23 protein-coding genes are annotated in these 23,079 nt (G+C 64.6%); 5 read left to right on the top strand and 18 right to left on the bottom strand.

The annotated features are described in order from the left end of the window. Position 1 precedes the first annotated feature (1 nt). The 14 genes from TSA1_RS16685 to TSA1_RS39700 all read right to left on the bottom strand — a co-directional run bounded on the left by TSA1_RS16685 (position 2) and on the right by TSA1_RS39700 (position 16,834). Complete coding sequence (locus tag TSA1_RS16685) at positions 2 to 2,332, bottom strand: PAS domain-containing sensor histidine kinase (protein ID WP_100177311.1); 2,331 nt, start codon at positions 2,330 to 2,332, stop codon at positions 2 to 4. A 240-nt stretch (positions 2,333 to 2,572) separates the two neighbouring features. After that, positions 2,573 to 3,946 (bottom strand): cation-efflux pump, encoded by a 1,374-nt coding sequence (locus TSA1_RS16680; protein ID WP_100177310.1) that lies wholly within the window; start codon positions 3,944 to 3,946, stop codon positions 2,573 to 2,575. A 191-nt stretch (positions 3,947 to 4,137) separates the two neighbouring features. Continuing rightward, on the bottom strand, positions 4,138 to 5,106 hold the full coding sequence (locus TSA1_RS16675) for a zinc-binding dehydrogenase (protein ID WP_100177309.1): 969 nt from the start codon (positions 5,104 to 5,106) through the stop codon (positions 4,138 to 4,140). 25 nt (positions 5,107 to 5,131) lie between these two features. Continuing rightward, complete coding sequence (locus TSA1_RS16670) at positions 5,132 to 6,127, bottom strand: NAD(P)H-dependent flavin oxidoreductase (RefSeq protein WP_100177308.1); 996 nt, start codon at positions 6,125 to 6,127, stop codon at positions 5,132 to 5,134. Positions 6,128 to 7,099: 972 nt separating this feature from the next. Continuing rightward, positions 7,100 to 7,750: a hypothetical protein gene (locus TSA1_RS16660; RefSeq protein ID WP_100177307.1), complete on the bottom strand. Its 651-nt coding sequence runs from the start codon at positions 7,748 to 7,750 to the stop codon at positions 7,100 to 7,102. 57 nt (positions 7,751 to 7,807) lie between these two features. After that, positions 7,808 to 8,011 carry a hypothetical protein gene (locus TSA1_RS16655; protein WP_100177306.1) on the bottom strand — a complete coding sequence of 68 codons (204 nt, stop codon included), beginning with the start codon at positions 8,009 to 8,011 and terminating at the stop codon, positions 7,808 to 7,810. A 164-nt stretch (positions 8,012 to 8,175) separates the two neighbouring features. Next, positions 8,176 to 8,922 (bottom strand): energy transducer TonB, encoded by a 747-nt coding sequence (locus tag TSA1_RS16650; RefSeq protein ID WP_161497239.1) that lies wholly within the window; start codon positions 8,920 to 8,922, stop codon positions 8,176 to 8,178. Between the two features lie 103 nt (positions 8,923 to 9,025). Further along, entirely contained in the window at positions 9,026 to 10,432 is a 1,407-nt protein-coding gene (locus TSA1_RS16645) for a hypothetical protein (RefSeq protein ID WP_174718930.1), read from the bottom strand. Positions 10,433 to 11,064: 632 nt separating this feature from the next. Continuing rightward, the gene (locus TSA1_RS16640) at positions 11,065 to 11,850 is read right to left on the bottom strand and encodes a fumarylacetoacetate hydrolase family protein (RefSeq protein ID WP_174718929.1); all 786 of its coding nucleotides are present in this window, start codon (positions 11,848 to 11,850) and stop codon (positions 11,065 to 11,067) included. Further along, entirely contained in the window at positions 11,850 to 12,869 is a 1,020-nt protein-coding gene (locus TSA1_RS16635; protein ID WP_100177302.1) for a 2-dehydropantoate 2-reductase, read from the bottom strand. Before TSA1_RS16635 ends, TSA1_RS16640 begins: the two co-directional genes overlap by 1 nt. A 108-nt stretch (positions 12,870 to 12,977) precedes the next feature. Next, positions 12,978 to 13,406, bottom strand: coding sequence for a CBS domain-containing protein (locus TSA1_RS16630; protein WP_100177301.1), 429 nt, complete (start codon positions 13,404 to 13,406; stop codon positions 12,978 to 12,980). A 176-nt stretch (positions 13,407 to 13,582) separates the two neighbouring features. Next, entirely contained in the window at positions 13,583 to 14,905 is a 1,323-nt protein-coding gene (gene oxlT, locus TSA1_RS16625; RefSeq protein WP_100177300.1) for an oxalate/formate MFS antiporter, read from the bottom strand. Between the two features lie 256 nt (positions 14,906 to 15,161). After that, entirely contained in the window at positions 15,162 to 16,451 is a 1,290-nt protein-coding gene (gene oxlT, locus TSA1_RS16620) for an oxalate/formate MFS antiporter (RefSeq protein WP_100177299.1), read from the bottom strand. 245 nt (positions 16,452 to 16,696) lie between these two features. Then, positions 16,697 to 16,834 (bottom strand): hypothetical protein, encoded by a 138-nt coding sequence (locus TSA1_RS39700; RefSeq protein ID WP_174718928.1) that lies wholly within the window; start codon positions 16,832 to 16,834, stop codon positions 16,697 to 16,699. A gap of 338 nt (positions 16,835 to 17,172) precedes the next feature. On the opposite strand from TSA1_RS39700, the gene TSA1_RS16615 reads away from it, so the two are divergent. Then, positions 17,173 to 18,504: an Hsp70 family protein gene (locus TSA1_RS16615; protein ID WP_100177298.1), complete on the top strand. Its 1,332-nt coding sequence runs from the start codon at positions 17,173 to 17,175 to the stop codon at positions 18,502 to 18,504. A gap of 230 nt (positions 18,505 to 18,734) precedes the next feature. Here the strand turns inward: TSA1_RS16615 and TSA1_RS16610 are convergent, their stop codons facing one another. Together TSA1_RS16610 and TSA1_RS16605 are read right to left on the bottom strand one after the other, a co-directional pair. Further along, positions 18,735 to 19,178 carry an SRPBCC family protein gene (locus tag TSA1_RS16610; RefSeq protein ID WP_097663009.1) on the bottom strand — a complete coding sequence of 148 codons (444 nt, stop codon included), beginning with the start codon at positions 19,176 to 19,178 and terminating at the stop codon, positions 18,735 to 18,737. A gap of 133 nt (positions 19,179 to 19,311) precedes the next feature. Next, positions 19,312 to 20,001 (bottom strand): hypothetical protein, encoded by a 690-nt coding sequence (locus TSA1_RS16605; protein WP_100177297.1) that lies wholly within the window; start codon positions 19,999 to 20,001, stop codon positions 19,312 to 19,314. A gap of 115 nt (positions 20,002 to 20,116) precedes the next feature. Between TSA1_RS16605 and TSA1_RS16600 the strand changes: the two genes are divergently transcribed. Continuing rightward, positions 20,117 to 21,091 (top strand): alpha/beta hydrolase family protein, encoded by a 975-nt coding sequence (locus TSA1_RS16600; RefSeq protein ID WP_100181167.1) that lies wholly within the window; start codon positions 20,117 to 20,119, stop codon positions 21,089 to 21,091. 175 nt (positions 21,092 to 21,266) lie between these two features. Here the strand turns inward: TSA1_RS16600 and rpsU are convergent, their stop codons facing one another. After that, positions 21,267 to 21,410 carry a 30S ribosomal protein S21 gene (gene rpsU / locus TSA1_RS41145; protein ID WP_430649765.1) on the bottom strand — a complete coding sequence of 48 codons (144 nt, stop codon included), beginning with the start codon at positions 21,408 to 21,410 and terminating at the stop codon, positions 21,267 to 21,269. Between the two features lie 274 nt (positions 21,411 to 21,684). On the opposite strand from rpsU, the gene TSA1_RS16590 reads away from it, so the two are divergent. The 3 genes from TSA1_RS16590 (at position 21,685) to TSA1_RS16580 (ending at position 22,529) form a co-directional block, all read left to right on the top strand. After that, entirely contained in the window at positions 21,685 to 21,894 is a 210-nt protein-coding gene (locus tag TSA1_RS16590) for a cold-shock protein (protein ID WP_100181166.1), read from the top strand. A 113-nt stretch (positions 21,895 to 22,007) separates the two neighbouring features. Then, a complete protein-coding gene (locus TSA1_RS16585; RefSeq protein WP_100177296.1) occupies positions 22,008 to 22,250 on the top strand; it encodes a transcriptional regulator in 243 nt (80 codons plus the stop codon). Positions 22,251 to 22,304: 54 nt separating this feature from the next. Then, positions 22,305 to 22,529, top strand: coding sequence for a hypothetical protein (locus TSA1_RS16580; protein ID WP_100177295.1), 225 nt, complete (start codon positions 22,305 to 22,307; stop codon positions 22,527 to 22,529). Between the two features lie 103 nt (positions 22,530 to 22,632). On the opposite strand, the gene TSA1_RS40270 is transcribed toward TSA1_RS16580, so the two are convergent. After that, the gene (locus TSA1_RS40270; protein WP_100181165.1) at positions 22,633 to 22,812 is read right to left on the bottom strand and encodes a hypothetical protein; all 180 of its coding nucleotides are present in this window, start codon (positions 22,810 to 22,812) and stop codon (positions 22,633 to 22,635) included. Positions 22,813 to 23,079: the final 267 nt, after the last annotated feature.

Here is a 23,079-nt window from a genome sequence, read left to right as displayed (position 1 = left end):
ATCATGCCGCGGCCGAGACTCCGGGCGTGGCCTTGATCGCGTCGCGCGGCAGGGTCACGCGGACGACGGTGCCGACCTCGAGCTTGGAGCGCAGCCGCATCGAGCCGCCGTGGAGCTGCGCCAGCGAGCGGGCGATGGCAAGGCCCAGGCCCGAGCCGTGATAGGTCTTGGTGAGCTGGCTCTCGACCTGCTCGAACGGACGGCCGAGCCGCGCCAGCGAATGCGGCGCGATGCCGATGCCGGTGTCGGCGATCATCAGCACGATCCTGTCGTCGAGCTGCCGGCTGCGCACCACGACGCGTCCGCCGTCGGGCGTGAACTTCACGGCGTTGGACAGCAGGTTGACGATGATCTGCTTGGCGGCGCGGCGGTCGGCGACGACGGAGATGGACTTTGCGATGTCGGCATCGAGCGTGATGTGCTTGTCCTGAGCCCGGCCGGTGACGACGCGCAGGGATTCCGCCAGCGTTCGCGACAGGTCGAGCTGTTCCATGTCGAGCTTCATGCGGCCGGCCTCGATCTTGGACATGTCGAGGATGTCGTTGATGACCTCGAGCAGATAGTGGCCGCTGGTCAGGATGTCCTGGCAATATTCCTGGTACTTCTCGCTGCCGAGCTCGCCGAACATGCCTGAGCCCATGATCTCGGAGAAGCCGATGATGGCGTTGAGCGGCGTGCGCAGCTCGTGGCTCATATTGGCGAGGAATTTCGACTTGGTCTGGTTGGCTTCCTCGGCGCGGGTCTTCTCGCGCTGATATTTCTCGGCGAGATCGGCGAGCTCGACCGCCTGGCGCTCCAGCGCGGCCTGCGACCGCTTCAGGTCGATGACGGTGGCGCGCAGGCGCAGATCGTTGTCGACCAGCTTCTGCTCGTGCTCCTTGATGCGGGTGATGTCGGTGCCGACCGAGACGTAGCCGCCGTCCTTGGTGCGGCGCTCGCTGATATGCAGCCAGTTGCCGTCGTCGAGCTGCGCCTCGAAGGTGCGCGCGCCGGGTCCGACGCTCGCAGTCTCGTTGTGACGGGTGCGCACCTCCGGCATGCGGCCGACCTCGAGCACGGTCTCGTAGGAGGTGCCGGGGATGACTGCGCTGTCGGGCAGCTTGTGCAGGCGCTGGAAGTGCGAGTTGCAGAGCACGAGGCGGTCGCTCGCATCCCACAGCACGAAGGCTTCCGGAATGGTTTCGATCGCGTCGCGCAGGCGCAGGTCGGCTTCGACGGTGCGCTCGGCGAGGCTCTTCTGCTCGGTGATGTCGACGGCGATGCCGATCAGATGCACGCTGGAATCGGTCGCCCCGCGGGTCTTTTCGCAGCGGACGCGGAGCCAGATCCAGTGGCCGTCGACATGCTGCATGCGGAAGGTCCGGTCGATGTGGTCGATCTTCTCGGAGATGAGCTGATCGGCGATCGCGAACAGGTCGATGTCGTCTGACTTCACCAGCGCGTTGACCTCGCCGAAGGTGAGGAGCTCGTTGCGGCCGTCGAGACCGAGCATCGAGAACATCGATTGCGACCAGAAGATCCGGCCGCGCGACAGGTCCCAGTCCCAGAGACCGCAGCGGCCGCGGTTGAGTGCGGTGTCGATCCGGCCGCGCACGGCGTCGTTGATGAGGTCGCCCTCGCGGGCGCGGGTGGACTGCCAGTGGAAGGCGAAGCCGAGGATCAGGACGACGAAGCCTGTCGTTGCCGACAGCGTCACGGAGAGCGCGGCGTCGGAGCCCCAGATCGGCTCGTTGCGCTCCTGGATCACGGTGACGAAGCCCGGCAGCGACTTGATCTGCCGTGAGGTCGCCATCGCGGCGTTGCCGTTCGGCAGCGTCATGTCGGAGATGTTGCCGTCGCGCGTCGGCGCCGCGAGCAGTTGCGCCGTGGTGATGGCGTCGAGCAGGCGGTCATTGCCCGAGGGATCGCTGTCGACGGGGATGCGGGCGAGGACCCTGCGGTCGATGCCGGCCGAGGTGACGATGACGTGGCGGCCCGAGGCCGTTCCCCAGGACGGGATCAGGTCGGGCAGCAGCGCCGGCAGGCGCTCGATGTTCTTGAGCCGTTCCTGCCGTGAGGTGGTGAGGCGGTCGACGCGTTCGGCGAGCAGATCGGCGAGCGCGGAGATGTCGTGGCGGATCACCAGCCGCTTCTGGCGCGTCTGATCGACGACCTGCACGAACGCGCCGAGGCAGATCGTGATCAGGAACGCGATGATGAGCGTCGGCACGGCGCGACGAAGCGCCGGCTCTGCGATCAAGAGCCGATGATAGGCAGGTTTCGCGATCGATTGCGCCAATCCTTTGATCGAATCGGATTGGACGCACGCGTTCGCGGCGTCTGCACGCGACATGCCTTCGGCCCCCTGAAAACCAGCTTGCAACTGAAGTCCGGAAGCAGCCCCACATCGCTTCCGAATCACAGCGATTTGAATCCAGTTTTCGCGGGGTGTCGAGAGTCAATGAATCGTTAACGCGAAATTATTCTTATCCAACGCGCAGTTTGCGCAGTGTGCGTCCGCAAACTCACGGGCAGGAGGAGTCCGAAACGAGAACGTGTGACTCCTCGCACATTCTTCGTCGCTTCTGCTTCGTCACGCGCGCGGCGGTTCGGCGTGGCTGATCACGCGCTTCACGCTCGGGAATGCGTGCCGCAGCGCGCGCTCGATCGCGTCGACATGCTCGTGCACCTTGATCACGCTCATCGACGGGGTCGCGCGGCAGTGGAAGTTGACGATCTCGCCGGCATCGGTGTTGCGGACGCGGACATTATGGATGTCGTGGATCTCGCCGCCCGCGGCATATTCCGCCAGCGCGGTGGCGATGGTCCGCACCCGGTCCGGCGTGGCATCGACCCCGAACGGAAGTTCCGGTTCCAAGGGTTCGATATGGACGTCGACCTCGACGTCCTCGCCGAACTCCTCCTGGATGTTGCGCTCCAGCGTGTTGGCGATGTCGTGCGCGGCGTCGAGCTGCATTCCGCCGTCGACCTCGAGGTCGATGCTGACGATCAGCTTGCTGCCGAGGTCATGCACCGTGACGTGGTGGACGGCGAGGCCCGAATTGTGTGCGATCACCATGATGCGGTCGCGGACGGTCTCGTTGTCGCGCGCGACGGGTACCGGGGTGAAGGTCAGATCGGCATCGCCAAACGCCTTGTCGACGGCAGCATGCGCCTTGCGCTTGATCTCCTCGACCCGGTCGATCGGATAGGTTCGCGGCACCTTTGCGATGGTGTCGATGAACGTGGTCGCTCCGACCATGCGTACGCGCAGGCGTTCGACGTCGATCACCCCGGGCACGCTGCGGATCGCGGCCGTGGCCTTCTCCTGCGCGCCCTCCGGGGCGCGGTCGACCAGCGTCTGCACGGTCGAGCCGGCCATGCGCAGGCCGAGAGCTGCGATCATCACCGCGACCGCGGCAGCCGCCGCGGCATCGCCCCACCAGAAGCCGAGGGCGGCGAGGATCAAGCCGACGATCACGGCGAACGAGCCCATCACGTCGGAGGCGAAATGCAGCGCGTCGGCCGCCAGCGCCTGGCTCCGCGTCGCGCGCGCGGCGCGGTGCAGGGCGCGCGCGCGCCAGAGATTGACGACGATGTCGATCACCAGCACGACGAAGGGCACGGCCGAGATGGTCGGCGGCGGGGTTCCCTCGCTCAGCCGGCTGTAGGACTCGACCAAAATGCCGCCGGCGAGCACGTAGAGCAGGGCGGTGACGCCGAGCGCCGAGATGCTCTCCAGCTTGCCGTGGCCGTAATGATGCTCGTCGTCCGCCGGCTTGTCCGACACCCGCACCACCGCCCAGGTGATGATGGTGGCGACGAGATCGATCGAGGAGTGCAAGGCCTCGGAGATCAGCGCGAGCGAGCCGATCGCGATGCCGACCGCGAATTTGGCCGCCGCCATGCCGCCGCTGGCGAAGATCGAGATGGCCGCGACCGAGGTTTTGTCGTGCTGGGAGGTCATGGCGGGGATTTAGCAGGGCTTGAGTGAACATCAAGCGATGATCCACAGGGTTAGTCGCGACTGAGTTGCAGGAGCGGGACCTCAACGCCGTCATGCTCGGGCTTGTCCCGGGCATCCACGTTCTTCGCGGGGTGTGGCAAGACGTGGATGGCCGGGTCAAGCCCGGCCATGACGACCGATAGAGCGGCGCCTCACACCGTCACCACGATCTTCCCCAGGTGCTTGTTCGCCTCCATGTGCGCGAACGCCTGGTCGATGTCGTCGAATGCAAAGACCTTGTCGATCGGCAGCTGCAGCTTTCGCGATTCCACCGCGCCCCAGATGTCCTTGTGCACCTCCGCGAAGATCGCGCGGACCTCCTCGATGGTGCGGGTGCGGAAGGTGACGCCGACGTGGTCGATGCGGCGCGCCGCGTGCAGATCGAAGTTGAAGTCGGCATGGGTGCCGCCGAGCCGGCCGACATTGACGATGCGGCCCAGGACCTTCGTTGCGGCGAGGTTCTGGCTGGCGACCTTGCCGGAGACCTGGTCGACGATGAGGTCGACGCCTTCGCCGTTCGTCGCCGCCAGCACCTGGTCGACCCATTTGGGATCGGAGCTGTCGACCGCGAGATCGGCGCCGTACTCCTTCAGCCGGCCGCGCCTGTAGGCATCGGTGGAGGAGCCGATCACGAGCTTTGCGCCTTTGAGCCTGGCGATCTGCATCGCCATCAGGCCGACGCCGGAGCTCGCGCCCTGGATCAGCACGCTCTGGCCGGGCTGGAGGCCGCCGACGGTGACGACGGCATTGTGCATGGTCGCGAGTGCGACGGGCAGGGTGGCCGCCTCCTCGAAATTCATGTTCGAGGGCGCGTGGAACAGCCGGCCGTGGTCGGCCAGCGTGTACTCGGCAAACGCCGCGCCGCCCGAGCCCATGATGCGGTCGCCGACCTTGACGCCCTTCGCATCCGGTCCGAGCTCGGCGACCTCGCCGGCCCATTCCATGCCGAGCACGGTGCCGACGCCGCCGGCCGCTCCGTGCGCGTGGCCCTTGCGCATGCCGGTGTCGGCGCGGTTGAGGCCGCAGGCGCGCACGCGAACCAGCACCTGCGCACCCTTCGGCTTTGGTTGAGCGACGTCGGAAATCCGAGCGCCTTCAGGACCGTAGACGTAGGCTTTCATGTATGGCTCTCACTTCTTGCAGTGTCTATTCCGCCGCCTCGCGTTGCGGCTGAACGATCATCCCCTCCAGCCGGCCGCGGATGATCGCCTCCGCCTCGCGCACGATGCGGGAGATGAGCTCGCCGCAGCTCGGGATGTCCTGGATCAGGCCCTGCACCTGGCCGGCCGACCAGATGCCCTCGTCGGAATTCCCGGTCGCATAGACCATCTTGCCGCGGGCGCCCGCGACGAGCTCGCGGATGTCCTCGAACTTGGCGCCTTCCTTCTCCATGGCGACGACCCTGGTCGAGATCTCGTTCCTGGCGACGCGCGAGGTGTTGCGCATGGTGCGGAAGATCAGCTCGGTCTCGCGCTCGTCATTGGCGACGATCTTCTCCTTGATGAGCTGGTGGATCGGGCTTTCCTTGGTCGCCATGAAGCGCGTGCCCATGTTGATGCCCTCGGCCCCCAGCGCCAGGGCGGCGACGAGGCCGCGGGCGTCGGCGAAGCCGCCCGAGGCGATCATGGGAATCTTGACCTTGTTGGCGGCGGCCGGAATCAGGATCAGGCCGGGCGTGTCGTCCTCGCCGGGGTGGCCGGCGCATTCGAATCCGTCGATCGAGATGGCGTCGACGCCCATGCGCTCGGCCGAGAGCGCGTGGCGCACGCTGGTGCATTTGTGCACGACCTTGACGCCGTGCTTCTTGAACTCGTCGACATGCTCCTGCGGCTTGTTGCCGGCGGTCTCGACCACCTTGATGCCGGCCCCGATGATGGCGGCGCGATACTCGGCGTAAGGCGGCGGCTTGATCGCGGGCAGGATGGTGAGGTTGACGCCGAACGGCTTGTCGGTGAGGTCGCGGCAGCGCGCGATCTCGCGGGTCAGGTCCTCCGGCGTCGGCTGCGTCAGCGCCGTGATGAAGCCGAGCGCGCCGGCATTGGCGACGGCGGCAACCAGCTCGGCGCGCCCGACCCATTGCATGCCGCCCTGGACGATCGGGTGCTCGACGCCGACGAGTTTTGTGAACCGTGTCTGCAGCATGATGTGTTTCCCCCGGCTGTTGCGGCGCTCTGTTATCAGTTGATGGCAGCAGGATGCCGCCGGGGGTGGCAAATGTCTATTGCGCCGGCGTGCGGTGGAGGCGGGGTGTCATGCGGGCGGCGAGGGGATTCCGCAGGGCGGATAATTTGCGTTTCCACTCGCATTTCCATCGCGGACACAGCTTCTCGCTCTCGCGGCATGTTTCGCCCGAGCTTTGCTTGGTGCGGCGCCCTTATCGGGACAAGGGCGCAGGGAAGGCCGGGCGCCGGCGGCACCCGCGATCCGTGCGCGAAAAGATGCACACGGGGTGGACCACAGGTGTGCCGGTCGCCCGGCCTTCCCTGCGCGAATGGTTTTAACGGTGTCCTTCGTGCTCTCCTCGGGGAGCGTTGCACTATTGCCCCCGTCGCCTTGCGGATGATCGATGCGCGGACCGGTTGGCCGCCACATCACCGCGAGGCTTGACGCCAGAACCGCGGGCGTCGGGACCACACGACTTCTCCGTCCGCGCACGTCCTCGCTGGGACCCCGAGGGGTGGCGTGTGCTCGCCCCCGAAGCCATGCGAAGACGCTGTCGGCGCCGTGTCGTTGGCGCGAGAGCCATTGCTCACGGTTGCCCGCCCTGCAATGCCCATCACGCCCGACGCCGTCGCGTCCATCGCTGCCCGGCCCGCGGTTCGTGACGATCGCGATCCGCCCCTTGTCTCGGGCCAGGGTGTTTCGCTTGTACGACAAATCCGAATTTCGGTAAAGTGGAATATTTGAACCGGTGGGGCTTGACAGCCGGGTTGCAGGAATTGGCGGGGTGTTTTGCCCGACGGGTGAGCAGAACGTCGCCACGCCTCACACTGTCATGCCCCGGCTTGACCGGGGCATGCAGTACGCCGCGGCTTGTCGGTTCCTGCCTTGCTGTCTCTGGAATACTGGATTGCCCGCTTTCGCGGGCAATGACACCGAGTGTGGAGAGAGCCGCTACTCCGCCGACAGCCGCACCATCTGGCGGCCGCCGTTCATTTCCTTGAGGCGGTTGACGAAGTTTTCCGGGCGCTGCCAGCGGTTGGGGACCTCGAGGCCCATGAACTCGGCGATGTCGCCGATGAAGCCGGTGCAGTTCATGGTCTCGGCGTTCCACACCGGTGAGGTTGCCTGCTTCTTCTTGATGTAGGCGAACACGCGCTTGGCGTCGGCCTCGTTCAGATAGACGCGATAGCTCGCGGTCAGATATTCCGGATCGAGGTCGCCGTAGCTGGCGCCGGTCTCGGACGGCACGAAGGTGATGTGACCGAGCACGTAAGCGAGCGTGTCGCCGGCGGGCGTCAGCCCTGCGACCTCGACCGCCTTCTCGCTGGTCTTGCCGTACCAGACGAAGGCGTGCCCCCAGCTCGCGGCGGTCCGCGCCCGGAAGTCGACGTAGTAGGGGCCTTTCTCCGCGCGCGCGACGGAGCGGCGCGTCGATTGCGGTGCGGGTCGTGGTGCGGCGTCGGTCGTGGCAAGCGCGTTGGCATCTGCAACGCGCTTGTTCGCTTCATGGGCCGAGGCCGAGGGCGTCGTACACGCGATCATGGCCGCGAGGGCAAACCCCGCAAGGATGCAGGGTCCCGATCGATCAGGTTTGTTGGTCACGCTGTGCCCCTCGACTGTCGGCCGCTTACGCAGATCCTGCGTTTGATCTGTTGCGCGTCAGTAGCGCGCGGCGACCGGGCCCGGCGCCTTGCCGATCGGGGCCTTTCCAACCGGGCTTTTGCCAATCGGCATCTTGCCGATCGGGGCCTGCTCGGCCGGATAGACCGGCACGGGCTGGCGGCGCGGCAGATCCGCAGCGTTCGCAGCCGTCACCAGAGCAAGCGTGGCACCCAGAACAAATACAATCTTCTTCACAGCGATACCCCTAGAAGGTTTGGTCCAAACACGGCTGAGCCGTGCCCCCAGACACGCCTCGCAGAAGGGCGGCCGAATGCGACCAAGTTGCGGCGCGCAGGGGGCATGTCAGCGGCATATGTCTGACGCGCGCAGATGTGATGTGTCTGGATGTTTCCGAGTAACGAGGGTCAGTTGCGTCCGACGAACGGCCAGCGCTTGCCGATTTTGATCGTGAACCAGGTCGCTTCTGGCGTAGGCTGGTCATCGATTGCGCGCGGCTCGAACCTGCATGCCAACAGCGCTGCTGTTACCGCTTCGTCCAGCCTCGGCGATCCGCTGCTCGCCGTCACCTTAGTCTCTCTCGGCATCCCGTCAGGACCGATCAACAGAGAGATCGTCGGCATTGCCAGCTCGTTCAAGCCAGATTCAGGCGATGGAGTAGCTGGGCACGATTCCCAAATGATCCGCGGTTCTTTGGCGAAAGGCCCCAGGAGCAGTTGTCCGCTCCGGTCAGCGATTCGAGCACGTAGGCCACGCGCGATTGCTTCGCAACCTCTTGCATAGCGGGTATCGTGCGGAAATGGAAATGCGTTGAGAAGCGCGGCAGGATTGGTGAAGTGGAAGACGTGGGACGTGTTTTCGATTGCCGTCCGTTCGGCCTCGGCTCTCCTCGACTTCAGTTCGTCTGGCGCAGCTCGAGGATCAATTCGACCCCACAACTCGATATGGATCGCTCCGATGAGGAAGGGAGCGGGGGTGCAGCCGGTATGGGCCTGTCCGCTTCGGTCATCGATTGTGGTGAGAAGAATAAGATATGGCGAACTCGATCCGTCGCGAACCGCTGCCACAAAATCGTTGTGTGATTGATGCGGGTCAGCCGCGCAATCGTTCGCATGGCTGATCAGCAGGATCGAGAAGACGAAGGAGACAAGCATCCATTTTCTTTGTCGGCCGTGCATCCGCCACCAATTTCCGGAACAGCTCATGCGTGCGACTATAACGGGAGGTGTCGTGTCGCCGCCAGTCCTAGACGGCGCCTCACCCGATCCGGTTCAGGCTATTCCTGATCGTGGCGAAGATGCCGCCGATGTCCTTGCGCAGAGCATCGAGCGCGTTGAAGTTCTCGAAGATGCGGGCGAGGCGGTCTTCGACCTCGCGCTTGCTCTGGGCCAGCGTCTCGACGCGCGCGGCGAGGGTGACGTCGCCATTCGCTTCGATCTCGCGGACGGTTTTCGCGAGGAGATCGCGGGTGGCGCCGACGTCCGCGATCAAGGCCTCGATGCCGAACACCGGGGCCTTGAGCGGGACGAGGTCGGCCTGCGATTTCGACAGCTCAGCCTTGAAGGCGTTCAGCGTTGCCAACGTCTCCTGCAAGGCGCCGAGGCGCTGGCGCGACTGCAGGACGAAATCGTTCAGCGCGTTCTGGCGCTCGGTGAGGCTCTTGCCGTCGGCATCGGTCTCGACGTCGGCGAGCGCGCGCTCGAGCTGAGTCCGGCGCTGGCCGAGCTCCTCGAAGTCGAGCCGGATGGCCTTCAGGATGTTGAAGCTGTCGTCGATGCGGGCGAGGCGCTGCTCGATCTCGTTTCTGTTCTTCGACAGCGTCTCGACGCGAATGGGAAGCGGCGTCTCGCCGCCGGTCTCGAGCTCGTCGATGGCCTTGGCAAGGTGGTCATGGTCGAGGCTGAGCTCGCCGATCAGGGCGTTGATCCCGGTGTCGGAGGCGCGCAGCGGCGCCAGCTCGGCGTGGGATTTCGCCAGATCCGCCTTGTACTGGTTGAGAGCGGCAAATGAGTCCTGGACCGCGTTCACCCGCCCCAGCAGCGCCGCCACGTCGCGCGCGATGTCTCTCTGCCGGTCGGCGAGGTTGTTCTTGCGATCGTCGGTCTCGAGGTCGTGCAGGGAGCGTTCGAGCTGGTTCTGGCGGTCACGGATCTCGGTGAAGACCGGCTCGATCGCACGGCGCTGATCGGCGACTTTGCCGACCATCTCGCGCAGCGCCTGCTGGCGGCGGCGGATGTCGGCGAGCTGGTCGTGCATGTCGGTGGATTCGTTACGGCCCTGCTGAAGCAGTGCGCGCTGCTCGGTCTCGCCGAGCTTGTCGTGGAGGGCGGAGACCGCTTCCCGGGGATCGCTCTCGATCAGATGCTGGACGGTGGCGTCGAGATGGTTCTGCAGGGCATGGGCGACGACGACGTCCTCGCGGGTCTTCTTGAGGCGATCACGCAGCATCTTCAGGTTACGGTCCTGACGTGACAGCCGCCATGCGGAGGCGCCGATCAGAGCCAGCGCCAGGGCCGGGATCACGGCGGTCGCGATGCGCTGCGGCACCGGCAGGCCCGCGAACCAGGCGGCAAGGTGACTGATGTCGTATCCGAACGCCTGCTGGGCGAAGATCGCGACCACGGCCAGCAGGCCGAACCAGGCAACCAGGAAAAACAGCCACATCGTGAATTCCTCACGCCGGCGCACATTTTCGCCATGATTGCCAAGAGCTGAACCAAGCGCAAGGGGCGGGGACAGTTACGGCTGGTTTCGGACCGCGTGATCCACGGCTGGTTGCGTTGGCTGGACGACGGAGGGGCGGTGCCGGGTTTTCCCGGAGTCCCTCCGCTGTCATCCCCGAGCCCGGAACATCCATCGGGCGGCATCGCGCCGCGCGCTCTCAGCTGCAGTCAGTCGTCGCATGCGTAGCGACGCGCAGCTTCACGCGAACAGCCCGGACGTTCGCTCATCCGGGTCAGAGCATCTTTCGCGCCATCATTTTCCAAGGAAGTTCGAGCGCATCTTGTCGGCGAACCAGACCGCGAAGATCGCAGCAAACGCGAGAGCAAAGTACAGAGCCGTCCACAAAAGCGCATTGCTTGCATTCGTCATGGCATCCTCCCTGGCCTCAGAAATCGATTGCGGGGAAGGATAAAGCGGCCGTGCCGGCGCGATTTGCGCCGGATCAATTTTGCTGCGCCGCGGCGAGAATAAGTCGGGACCACGCGAAGACCCGTTCCGGATGTCGCTTCCGCCTTCGCTCTCCGAGCTTCGGCGGACAAGCCGCTCATCCGGGCTACGTACGGTGTTTGCGGCTACAGCCGAAATTCGTTGGTGAGCTCGCCGATGCCGTCGATGGCCACCGTCACCGTGTTCACCTCCTCCTTCATCACGCCGACGCCGACAGAGGTGCCGACGGCGATGAGGTCGCCGGGGAGCAGGGTCATGTCGTGGGAGATCCTGCTGACCAGCTGCTGCGCCGAGAAGATCATGTCGGAGATCGGGTAGTTCTGCCGCTCTGCGCCGTTGAGGATGGTGCGGACGGTGAGCTTGGACGGATCGAGGCCGGTCGCGATGACGGGGCCGAACGGGCCGTAATCGTCGATGCCCTTGGCGCGGGCCCATTGCGGGAAGGTGGGGTCGCTGGACAGGATGTCGTTGGCGGTGATGTCGTTGACGCAGGTGTAGCCGAAGATGAAGCTGTCGGCTTCATCAGGCGAGACGCGGGCGCAGGTTCCGCCGATGACGATGCCGAGCTCGCCCTCATAGGTGGTCTTGCCGTCGTAATAAGAGGGGCGGCGGATCACGGCGCCCGGCGTCGTGATTGTGGTGGTGGCCTTGAGCAGATAGAGCGGCTCCGGCGGCTCGGGCTGGTTGAGCTTGGCCGCGAGCGCGTGGAAGTTGTTCCAGAGCGCGACGATCTTGCTGGGCGCGCAGGGCGCGAGCAGCTCGACCCCCGACAGCGCCAGCGTCCTGCCGGTGGCCGCATTGCGGCCGAACATCTCGCCCTCGTGCACGCTGATCCCCGACGGCGTCAGCGTGCCGAAACCGGTCGTGCCGGCGTGGCGGAAACGCAGCCACTGCTTGATCTCGCCAACCATCACGCCACCGCCAGTGCGCGCGGATCCGATGGCGTCGAGACGCCGTCATAGAGGCCGGCGATGCGGGCGCGCTGGGTCACCATCGCCAGCACCGAGTCGAGTGCGGGCGTCGCGATGCCGGTGAGGCGGCCCATCTCCTGCACCACGGTGACCAGCGGGTCGATCTCCATGGGGCGGCCGCGCTCGAGGTCCTGCAGCATCGAGGTCTTGTGCGCGCCGACCTTGCGGGCACCCTCGATGCGGCGCTCGACGTCGACGCGGAACTTGACGCCGAAGGTCTCTGCGATGGCTTGCGTCTCCATCATGATCGCACGCGACAGCGCGCGGGTGGACGGATCGGTGCAGATCACGTCGAGCGTTGCATGGGTCAGCGCGCTGATCGGGTTGAAGCAGACATTGCCCCACAGCTTGAGCCAGATTTCGTCGCGGATGCGGTCGAGCACCGGGGCCTTCAGCCCGGCCGCGACGAAGAGATCGGCGAGGCGCTGCACGTCGGGCGTGATCTCGCCGGAGGGTTCGCCGAGCGGAAAATTATTGCCATAGACGTGGCGGATCACGCCGGGCGCTTCGATCTCGGTGGCGGGATAGACGATGCAGCCGATGGCGCGCTCGGCGCCGAGCTCGCGCCACTGCCGCCCGCCGGGGTCGATGCTCTCCAGCGTCGAATTCTCGTATTGGCCGCCGTGCTTGTAGAAGTACCAATAGGGGATGCCGTTGACGGCGGTGACGATGCGGGTGTGCGGCCCCAGCAGCGGCTGCATCTTCTCGATCACGCCGGTGATCGAATGCGCCTTCAGCGTGATGATGATGGTGTCCTGCACGCCGAGCTCATTGGGATCGTCGGTGCAGCGCGGATGCACGGTGTGCCTCTCCTCGCCGGCGAGCAGCGTCAGGCCACGCTCGCGCATGGCGGCAAGGTGCGCGCCGCGTGCGATGAGGCTGACATCGGCGCCTGCGCGCGCAAGCTGAACCCCGAGATATCCGCCGATCGCGCCGGCGCCGTAGATGCAGATCTTCATGAAGTCCTCGCGAAGGGAGCCGAAGCCGGAATTTGGGACGAAAGATCCGGTCCGGCTCGGAAGGATCCGAGCCGGGGCCGGTCGTCGCAGGGGAAGAGTCGTGTTGCTTTAAGCTGCCGCTTGCGGCTTGCCGTTGATTGCCTCGTCCATGGCAGCGGCGATGTCGCGCATGCTGATGACGGAGACGAGGCTGTAGTCGTCGATCACGGGCAGATGCCGGATGTGATGCCGGTTCATCAGATGGCGGACGTGCTCGATCGTGTCGCCGGAGCTGCAGGACACCAGCTGCTGCACCGAGACGAGCTGCGAGACCTTGACGTTGACGGCGTTCGCGCCGTGCTCGGCGACCGCGCGCACCACGTCGCGCTCGGTGAACATGCCGACCGCGGTATTGCCCTCGGAGCGCACCACGTCCTTGACCACGAGCGCGCTGATGTTGTTGGCGCGCATCAGCTTGGCGGCGATACCCACCGATTCGTTCATTCGCACCGTGACAACGCGCGGTGTCTTCTTGCGCAGAATGTCTCCGACCAGCATTGCAACCTCCCTGGGTGAATGTTGAGGAAGTGTGGTATACATAATGCCAATCGTCAAGCGCTGGATTTGGGCGATCCGAAAAATCTTGCGACAGCGATGCTGACGTTTGTCGTCGATGCAAAAAGACAGGGGCGCATTGCTGCGCCCCTGTCTCGTCGTGCAGATGCGTGGGGCGGTTACGCCGTCTCGGTTTTGGCGCCGCCAGTCGCGGCCTCGGCGCTCTCGGCTTCCTTGCCGAGAATGAAGGAGCGGCGCAGCGGCTTGATCACGAACAGCGCCATCAGCGCCGCCGTCGCGTTCAAGGCGACCGCGACCACGAACACGGCCTTCCAGCCATAGGCGGCCGAGATCACGCTGGCGAGCGGCACGAGCAGCGAGGCGGTGCCCTTGGCGGTGTAGAGCATGCCGTTGTTGGTGGTTGCGAATTTCGAGCCGAAGGTATCGCCGCAGGTCGCGGGGAACAGCGAGTAGATCTCGCCGAACACGCCGAAGTAAACCGCGGTCGCCAGCACGAAGACGACGGGCACGTGGCCATAGGCCGACAGTGTGAGCAGCATCAAGGCCGCCGTGCCGAAGGCGATGAACATGGTGTTCTCACGGCCGATCGTGTCGGAGACGAAGCCGAAGAACGGGCGGCCAAACCCGTCGAAGATGCGGTCGAGCGAGATCGCAAAGGTCAGTGCCGCCATCTGGAAGCCGGCGAGCGTGACCGGCGTGCTCGCGATCTTGAAGTCGTGCGCGATCGGGGCGATCTGCGCCGCCGTCATCAGCCCGCCCGAGGCGACCATGACGAAGACGAGATACATCACCCAGAAAATAGGGGTGCGCAGCACCTGCGGCGGGGTGAAGTCGATCTTGGTCTGCGGCAGATTGAGCTGCTTCTTCTTCGGCGGGATCGAGAGCCGCGGCGGCTGGATGAAGAAGGCGAGCACGAACACGATCACGCCCTGGCCGATGCCGAAGGTGAGGAAGGCGTGCTGATAGCCGCTCGATGCGATCATGGAAGCGATCGGCACCACGGTGAGAGCTGCGCCCGCGCCGAAGCCCGCGGCGGTCGCGCCGGCAGCGAGGCCGCGGCGATCGGGAAACCATTTCAGCGCATTGCCGACGCAGGTGCCGTACACTGCGCCCGCGCCCATGCCGCCGATGATGGCAGCGGCGTAGAGCAGCGTGAGCGAGTCGGCATAGGAGTTGAGCACCCAGGACAGTGCGATCATCACGCCGCCGAACATGATGACGATGCGGGGGCCGTATTTGTCGACGAACCACGCCTCGACCGGCACCAGCCAGGTCTCGGTGACGACGAAGATGGTGAAGGCGAGCTGGATCGCGGCGCGTCCCCAATGATGGGCCGCATCGATCGGATCGACGAACAGCGTCCAGCCGTATTGCAGATTGGCGATCATCGCCATGCAGACGATGCCCATGACGAGCTGAAGCCAACGGAAACTTGTACGAAGAGGCGCGGCCGTGACGGCGCCATCCGTGCTGGAAATCATCAAGAACCTCCCAACGCGCCTGATTGATTGCGACCTGGGATGGCAAGATGACCCAGTGTCGCAAATATTGTGGCTTATCGTCGCAAGCGCGGCGGGCAGCTTGGTATACCATATTCCAGAAAGCAAGTCCTAACTGCGGCGGATTGTCACAAAATCTACGGTTCCAGTCCGGGGGGCAGCGGCCACGACTGCGCCCAAACGAAAACGCCCGGCCGTGAGGCCGGGCGTCGTCGTCTTGAAGCTGCTGTAGAGTTCGTCAGGCGACGGTCGACTTCGCGACCACGATCTTGCGCCAGGGCTTGAGCAGCGCGATCGCCAGCAGCGAGGCCAGGATGTTGGCGCCGGCTGCGATGATGAACACGCTGTCCCATGTGCCCGACGACTGCTGCATGTAGTTGGCGATCGGCACCAGCAGCGCGGCTGTGCCCTTCGCGGTGTAGAGCAGGCCGGCATTGGTGGTCGCGAACTTGGCGCCGAACGTGTCGGTGCAGGTCGAGGGGAACAGCGAGTAGATCTCACCCCAGGCGAAGAACACGAAGCCCGAGAGCAGCACGAACCAGATCGGATCGTGGCCCCAGAGGTAGAGCATCCAGATGCCGAAACCTTCCATGCCGAAGGCGATGAACATCGTGTTCTCGCGGCCGATCATGTCGGAGATCCAGCCGAAGAACGGACGCGTCAGGCCGTTGAGCACGCGGTCGATCGTGGCCGCGAACGTCACAGCCGTCATCGTCACCGCCATCAGCGTGACCGGCACGTTGTCGACCTTCCAGTCGGCGGCGATCGGCTTCAGATTTGCCGTCACCATCAACCCGCCGGCGCCGACGATCACGAACATGAAGTACATCAGCCAGAAGATCGGCTGACGCAGCACCTCGGTCGGCTGATAGTTGCGTCGCGTCTGCAGCAGGTTGGCGTTGGCGACGACGTTCGGCACCTGGCCCGCTTTCGGCGCCAGCAGGAAGAAGGCGAGGATGCAGATGATGATGCCCTGGCCGAGGCCGAAATAGAGGAAGGTGGTCTGGAAGCCGGAGTCCTTGATCATGGCCTGGATCGGCGCCACCGTCAGCGCGGAGCCTGCACCGAAGCCCGCGGCCGTGATGCCTGCGGCAAGACCGCGCTTGTCCGGAAACCACTTCAGCGCGTTGCCGACGCAGGTGCCGTAGACGCCGCCGGCGCCGATGCCCGCGACGATCATGCCGAGGTAATAGCCGTTGAGCGTGGTGGCCTGTGCGTTGATCGCCCAGCCGAGGGCGCAGAGCACGCCGCCGACCAGCACGACGATGCGCGGACCGTATTTGTCGACGAACCATCCTTCGATCGGCACCAGCCAGGTCTCGAACAGGACGAAGAGGGTGAAGGCCCATTGGATCGAGGCGCGATCCCAGCCGAACTTCTTCTGGATGTCGGGGACGAAGAACGTCCAGCCGTATTGATAGTTGGCGATCATCACCATCGCGCCTACACCGATCGCCAGTTGCGCCCAGCGATACGTGTCGCTAACGCGCGCTGTTGTAGGGGCGGTTGCCTGCACCATGTCCGTCATAAAGCCTCCCGTGGCGCCTCTAATTTTTATGCGAGCGCTGGAGGGGCATTCTTGTATGCATTATGCCAAGCTTCAAGCGCTGGTCCGGCCACCGTGCGCAAATGCCGCAGGCTTGCTCCCGCCGCGGCTGTGACTCGGGACAGCACAAGTAGAAATGGCCCCGTCGTGCGGGGCCATTCATCAAAAGTCGTATGCGAGCTGCTCTGAAACCCGGCCGAGCTGTGTGGCGGCGCGGGAAAGCCGGCTTACAGGCCGAAACGGGGCAGGTCGCCATTGTGGTTCGAGATCTCGGCGCTCGCCATCAGGAAACGGTCAACCGCAGCCAGAAAGCGGCTGAACAGCGAGGCGGACGGAGCGAAAGCGACGGAAGCGGTCTTGGCCATTGGAAATCCTTTTCTCGAGACGGTCAGTCCTGGTGTCTCGTTTCGCAGGACAATCTATGTATACCAGATGCCAACGTTTACGCATTTGTTTGCATGGCAGCATGGGAAGCACCGCATTGCAGCATAATGCCGGGTTAATACGACCGATCCGGGCTTAAATACGCCGGCGAAAAGGGAGCTCCGGCCGCCCGGCGGCCCTATTCGGCCGCGAAAAGCTACGGAATCAGGGGTGAGCGGTCGGGCGCGCCCCGAAGAGGGCGGCCATGGCCGAGGCCTTGGCAGGGCAAGTCAAAGCCGCTAGTGGTCTGCCCCCTTCCAATCATCTGTCAGAGTGGTTCATGTCGAGCGCCCCGCCCGCCGTCTCGATCGGCATCGATTTTGGGACCAGCAATACCGTTGTCGCCCTTGCGGCTGACGACCGCCGGGTCGAGGCCATCCGCTTCGATCACGGCGGACAGCGCCACAGCGTCTACGTGTCCGCCCTGTGCTTCTGGGAGGACCGGCCGGGCGCGGGCGCCCAGGCCGAAGGCGGGCCGTGGGCGATCGAGACGTTTCTCGAAGGCCGCCACGTCTACCGCTTCCTGCAGTCGTTCAAGACTTTCGCGGCCAGCAGCAGCTTCAACACCACCCAGGTGTTCCGGCAGCGTTTCAAGTTCGAGGACATCCTGGCGGCGTTCCTGCGGACATTGGCGCGCCATGGCGGCGAGAAGTTCGGCTTCGAAACGTCGACGATTACCGTCGGCCGTCCCGTGCGCTTTGCCGGCGGCAATCCCGACGAGGCACTGGCGATGCAGCGCTACCGCGCCGCGTTCGAGCGCCTCGGGGCCGGCCACGCGCGCTATGTCTACGAGCCCGTCGGCGCGGCGTTCTCCTTTGCCCGGCGGCTGGAGCGCGATGCCACCGTGCTGGTCGCCGATTTCGGCGGCGGCACCAGCGACTTTTCCGTGATGCGCTTTTCGCGCGCAGGCGGTGCCTTGCGCGCCGAGCCGCTGGGGCACGCCGGCATCGGCGTTGCCGGCGACACGTTCGACTATCGCATCGTTGACCATGTCGTCTCACCGCGGCTCGGCAAGGGCTCCAGCTTCCGCTCGTTCGACAAGGTGCTGCCGGTGCCGAGCGGCCATTACACCAATCTCGCGCGCTGGCATCAGCTGGCGATGATGAAGAGCAACGGCGATCTGCGCGAGCTCCGCGAACTTGCGCGCACCGCGCTGAAGCCGAAGCTGCTCGAGGATTTCATCACCATCGTCGACCTCGACCTCGGCTTTTCGCTGTATCGCGCGGTGTCCGATGCCAAGGTTGCGCTGTCGGCGCAGGACGAGGTCGATTTCCACTTCAAGGGCGGCGGCGTCGACATCGGCGCAGCCATCACGCGGAAGAATTTCGAAGGCTGGATCGCCGACGACATCGCCCGGCTGGGCGCCACCGTCGACAAGGTGCTGAACGAATCCGGCATCACCGCGCGCGACGTCGAGAAGGTGTTCCTGACCGGCGGCACGTCGTTCGTACCTGCGGTGAGAAAACTGTTCGCTGACCGGTTCGGCAATGAACGGCTGATGTCGGGCGACCAGTTCGAGTCGATCGCCTATGGCCTGGCGCTGATCGGCCACAGCCCCGACCCCGATCGCTGGACGGCCGATGGCGGGCTGGCGCCGAAGGCGGGCGGGTAGCAATCGTCCATTCCCTCGTTGCGAGCGTAGCGAAGCAATCCAGGCTGTCTCCGCGGCGAGGCCGGGAAGCTTTGTGCATCTGATCGAACAGGGCCGAGGGCGGGCAAAGCGACTTGTCCGCCGTAGCTCGCAGAGCGAAGGCGGAAGCGTGCCCACGCGCCTGTCGCCGTATCAGGAAGATCGTGGGCACGGCGCAAGCGCGCCTTTGCCCCCCGATACTGATCGAACCGCTACTGGTTGATCTCGGGCTCGACGAGCTTCGCCAGATTGCGCAGCGATTCCTGCCAGCCGAGATAGCAGGCTTCGACGGGAATGACGTCGGGAAGGCCTGACTGCGTGATGTCGATCTCGGTGCCGACCGACACCTTCTTCAGGATCACTGTCACCTGGATCTCGCCGGGCAGGTTGGGATCGTCGAACCTGTCGGTGTAGCGGAGCCGTTCGCCGGGCACGAGCTCGAGAAATTCGCCGCCGAAGGAATGGCCATTGCCTGTCGTGAAGTTCCGGAACGACATCTTGAAGGTTCCGCCGACCTTGGGCTCGAAGTGATGCACGGTGCAGGTGAAGCCGTTCGGCGGCAGCCATTTCGCCATCGCATCGGCCTCCAGGAAGGCGCGATAGACTTTTTGCGGGCTGGTGGCGAGAACGCGGTGCAGGCGGACGGTGCCGGGCATGTTTCTTGATCCTTTTCCAATTGGTGGGCCCGACATCGGCGTCTATGGCCCAACCATGTCACGAGGACGACGCGGACGTCGCCGATCCGACAGGCGTCCTCGATTTTTTTTGAGAAGGCGTCCGGCCGGGTCGCTAGACGGTTGCGACATCCTGCGCTGTCATCGTGAAGCCGAGCCGATAGCGGCCAGTCTTGATGTCGTCGCGCGCACCTGCGCCGTGAAGCCATGGCGGGGAGAGCTGGCCGGCGATCACGTCATCGACCACATCGGCATCGTAACCCGACAGCAGCACGATCCAATCGGCAGCGCGGTCCTTGCCGCGGATCTGCTGTTCGGTCGTGGGAGAGCTCGTCCTCGGCGTATCGGTCAGGAGGAGATGGCCACCGGTCAGTCCCGGCTGCTGCGCCAATGTGCCAAGCGTCTCCGAGAGGCGTGCTCGAAGCTCCGTCTCCCGTCCAACCTGCGGCGAAAGCCTGATGGTCGTAAGCGCCGTCGCGACGCCGCCGCCAAAGCTCGACGCCACCCGGCACTGGCTGCGAACCATGCCGAGATGATGCGGCATCATCTTCGTCGACCACGGCGTCGGCGCGTTGAGCCGGTCGAGATATCCTGTCGATGTGAGAATCTCGTACTGCTCCAGCTCATAGAGCACGAAGAAGCCTTCCGCGTCCGTCGTGCTGGTCCAGCGCGATCCGCGCCGGAAGCCGGGGATGCTCATCCGCTCCGGAAAGTGCTCATGTGAATGCCAGTCGCCGAACTCGGTGCGCTGCTCGGGGCGAACGCTCCACCACATCGCGACGGCGGCCTTGCCGAGCAGTGACATGCTGACCTCCCATTCGTTTGCCGGCAGCTTGCTTCAGGATGCGCGCCTGATCAATCAGCCACAATTTCGCTATCGTTCCCCGATCAGCTCCCGCCCGAAATCGGGGGGATTTTCGTTGCGCAGCACGCTTTGGGCTTTTGCCGCCATCCTTTGCTGTTTTGGCTCGCCTGTGCAGGCTGCAGGCATTCAACTGCTCCAGTCCGATTCAGCGCTATCAGGCGCGATCTGGTATCCCTGCGCGGCCGCGCCGACGCATGTGGCGTTGGGCAGTCTTTCCGTTGGCGCCGATTTCGACCTGAAGGGCGTGAAGGATTGTCCCGTCACGGGTGCAAAGCTGCCGCTTGTCGTCTACTCGCACGGCCGAGGCGGATTTTTCGGTCAGCAGCACGACACGGTGGAGGAGCTGGCCGATGCCGGCTTCATCGTCGCCGCCATCAATCATGCCGGCGATACGTTCAGCGACTCCTCGAAGCGCGATACGCTGTCGGTCTGGGGATCGCGCCCGGCGGACATTGTGCGCCTGCTCGATTTTCTGTTGAGCGACTGGAAGGACAGGGCGGTGATCGATCCCGCCCGGATCGGCTTCTTCGGCTTCTCGCTCGGAGGCGCGACCGGCCTCGTGCTGATGGGGACCAAGCCGGATTTTGGCAGGGTCGCCAATCTCTGCAAGGAGACGACCGGCGTTTGCGCACAGCTGCACAACGGCGAGACGCCGCCTGAACCGGTGCACGATGCGCGTATCCGCGCGGCTGTCATCATCGATCCCGCGCCGACTGTCCTGACGCGCGAGAACCTCGCCGCCGTCAAGGTGCCTTTCCAGTTCTGGCGCTCGCAATTCGGCGGGCCCGGCGTCGGCGACGGCGCAGGCAACGCGCGCGTCGCGGAAGGCTTGCCGGGCAAGCCCGACATTCATGTCGTGCCGGCCGGCCACTTTGCGTTCCTTGCACCGTGCTCGGCCGATCTCGCGGCGGCCGTCCCGCGCATCTGCACCGACGTGCCGGCAGGCTTCGACAGGGTGGCCTTTCACCGCGACTTCAACGCCGCCGTGGTGCAGTTCTTTCGCGGGCAGCTGCTCGGCGGAGATCGCTGAGCGCTCGATCCAGGTTCAGTCCAAGTGTTGCGTCAGGTCGGAGCCCTTCGCCGCTGCAGCAGTCGCTTGCGCGAGGCGTCTCGCACGGTCCGTCACCGGCTTTCGCGGCTTGACGACGATCAATCCGTCGCGAATGGCCTGTTTCCACGCCTGCTTTCTGAGGCGTCGCACGGCATCAGATTTCCGCCGTGCCGCCGCCTCCGATGGTTTCTCGTAGAAGCGCGCGCCGCATCTGCTTGAACACCCCCTCGCGCAGCATCTTTCGATTCAATAGGCGGAGTGCTTGATCGACATTGTTGTCGCGGACGAAAATCTGCACCGATGGCTCCCTTGTTCGACCAGCCTCTGGCATGTGTGCCAGATATCGGCAGTCGCATCCTCGCTGCCAAAACGGTCCGCCGGAGGGGCAGGGGTTAATTAAATCCGGCTCATGCCTTGTAAGTGATCGCAAGGAGGTATATCTTCAGCTCGTTCGTTCAGCCGCTGTGCTTGTTGAATGCGCCTGCGGGCTCCTTTTCCATAGACATCGACGAATTGAATCGATCTGCGTGAGCGTCACGCGGAATGCGCGCCTATGCGCTTTGGAGAAGATCATGACGACAGGTACTGTGAAGTGGTTCAACGGCCAAAAGGGCTTTGGATTCATTCAACCCGACGACGGCGGCAATGACGTGTTCGTTCACGTCAGCGCGGTCGAGCGGGCTGGTCTTGCGGGTCTCGCCGAGGGCCAGAAGGTCAACTTCGAGGCCAAGACCGACAAGATGCGGGGCAAGGTCAGCGCTGAGAATCTCTCGCTGGCTTGAGTTCTGTACGGCCGTTTCACGGATGTACTGAAACGGTTATGCGACCCGCTCGATCGTGAGGATTGAGCGGGTTCTCTCCGTTGCCGAGCAGGCAAAAAGGTGAGCGCGAAGAGATGAGCGCCAGGAAATCGGCCGAACCGTCTGTCGAATCCATCGCGCGGTCAGAGCGCCGACGCGTGGCCGCCGAAGACGGCGCACGGGCAATTGCGGATGCCGAAAAGCAGCGGGTTGATGTCCGCAAGAACATGGCGCGGCTTCGCGAACTGCGTGAGGCCAAGGAAGCGGCCGATGCCAGTCTTCGCGCATCGTCGCCGGTGCCTGCGCCGAAGAAGCGCACGAGGAAATTGCCGAGATAGCCTGACACGGCAGTGCAGACGACAATCTGAAGAGGGCCGTTCACATGCGAAAGAGTGCGGATCGTGCCTAGGATCAAGCCGGATGGCGGCGGCACAATCACCTTCTTTCTCGCGCTTGGCGCAGGCCGACAGCTATGCCGTCTTGCGACGACCTTTCAGACGCAGAAGCAGGCCTTGAGCTACCTTCAAAAATACCGGACGGAGTTCGAGCGTATCGCGCGGGCGCGACTGGCGTCCGGAGATCTCGAGGACGGAGTGGTCGTTCTCTCGATGCTCTGAAGCATGATCCGGAAAGAGGCCACGGGACTTGAAGGGCGATAACGCTCGATCTGCCGCTCACCGCGCATGGCGGCAGAGAGCCGTCCCTGATGTCGACATCCCTTTATCTGGGACGACTTCCCTTCGCCTCTCGCGCCAGCCGTTCCGCTTTCAGGCGCTCGCGATTGTCACGCTGGGATTGTTCCGCCTTCGCATAGTCGGTCATCGGCTTCTTGGTCTCGGCCGGCTTGAACGCTTTGTTGGCTTCCCGCAGAGTCCGGGACGGGGGATGATCTCTCGTCATGTCGACCTCGATGTGGGCGATGGGCGCGACCTGGAAACGCGCGGACCCGGCGTGTCCAGATCGCGGGCCGGGAGCGATTGATTGTCGCTGGATGGTCGGCCGCTTCAAGGGCGCGCCAGTGCGAGAGGACAACGGGGCGGAACCCTGTCTGTTCCTCGGACGCAGCTTTAATTCGGCATGGGTTGCTGCCTCGCTTCGCGCGGTGCGATGTCGTCCGGCGTCGACGGGATGATTGCGCTTGGTCGGAATTTTCCGGGATGCCAGGGA

The organism is Bradyrhizobium nitroreducens, from assembly GCF_002776695.1.
GTDB classification, from domain to species: Bacteria; Pseudomonadota; Alphaproteobacteria; order Rhizobiales; family Xanthobacteraceae; genus Bradyrhizobium; species Bradyrhizobium nitroreducens.
This window is presented reverse-complemented; position numbering and strand designations above follow the sequence as displayed.

Excerpts from the sequence above, each read along its gene's own strand:
- TSA1_RS16610 (WP_097663009.1), bottom strand. The coding sequence starts at position 19,178 with ATGCCCGGCACCGTCCGCCTGCACCGCGTTCTCGCCACCAGCCCGCAA.
- TSA1_RS16605 (WP_100177297.1), bottom strand. The coding sequence starts at position 20,001 with ATGTCACTGCTCGGCAAGGCCGCCGTCGCGATGTGGTGGAGCGTTCGC.
- TSA1_RS16640 (WP_174718929.1), bottom strand. The coding sequence starts at position 11,850 with ATGGTTGGCGAGATCAAGCAGTGGCTGCGTTTCCGCCACGCCGGCACG.
- TSA1_RS16585 (WP_100177296.1), top strand. The coding sequence starts at position 22,008 with ATGAGCGCCAGGAAATCGGCCGAACCGTCTGTCGAATCCATCGCGCGG.
- TSA1_RS16645 (WP_174718930.1), bottom strand. The coding sequence starts at position 10,432 with ATGTGGCTGTTTTTCCTGGTTGCCTGGTTCGGCCTGCTGGCCGTGGTC.
- oxlT (WP_100177299.1), bottom strand. The coding sequence starts at position 16,451 with ATGACGGACATGGTGCAGGCAACCGCCCCTACAACAGCGCGCGTTAGC.
- TSA1_RS16630 (WP_100177301.1), bottom strand. The coding sequence starts at position 13,406 with ATGCTGGTCGGAGACATTCTGCGCAAGAAGACACCGCGCGTTGTCACG.
- TSA1_RS16615 (WP_100177298.1), top strand. The coding sequence starts at position 17,173 with ATGTCGAGCGCCCCGCCCGCCGTCTCGATCGGCATCGATTTTGGGACC.
- TSA1_RS16635 (WP_100177302.1), bottom strand. The coding sequence starts at position 12,869 with ATGAAGATCTGCATCTACGGCGCCGGCGCGATCGGCGGATATCTCGGG.
- oxlT (WP_100177300.1), bottom strand. The coding sequence starts at position 14,905 with ATGATTTCCAGCACGGATGGCGCCGTCACGGCCGCGCCTCTTCGTACA.
- TSA1_RS16685 (WP_100177311.1), bottom strand. The coding sequence starts at position 2,332 with ATGTCGCGTGCAGACGCCGCGAACGCGTGCGTCCAATCCGATTCGATC.
- TSA1_RS16590 (WP_100181166.1), top strand. The coding sequence starts at position 21,685 with ATGACGACAGGTACTGTGAAGTGGTTCAACGGCCAAAAGGGCTTTGGA.
- TSA1_RS39700 (WP_174718928.1), bottom strand. The coding sequence starts at position 16,834 with ATGGCCAAGACCGCTTCCGTCGCTTTCGCTCCGTCCGCCTCGCTGTTC.
- TSA1_RS16650 (WP_161497239.1), bottom strand. The coding sequence starts at position 8,922 with ATGCTTGTCTCCTTCGTCTTCTCGATCCTGCTGATCAGCCATGCGAAC.
- TSA1_RS16675 (WP_100177309.1), bottom strand. The coding sequence starts at position 5,106 with ATGAAAGCCTACGTCTACGGTCCTGAAGGCGCTCGGATTTCCGACGTC.
- TSA1_RS40270 (WP_100181165.1), bottom strand. The coding sequence starts at position 22,812 with ATGACGAGAGATCATCCCCCGTCCCGGACTCTGCGGGAAGCCAACAAA.
- TSA1_RS16670 (WP_100177308.1), bottom strand. The coding sequence starts at position 6,127 with ATGCTGCAGACACGGTTCACAAAACTCGTCGGCGTCGAGCACCCGATC.
- TSA1_RS16680 (WP_100177310.1), bottom strand. The coding sequence starts at position 3,946 with ATGACCTCCCAGCACGACAAAACCTCGGTCGCGGCCATCTCGATCTTC.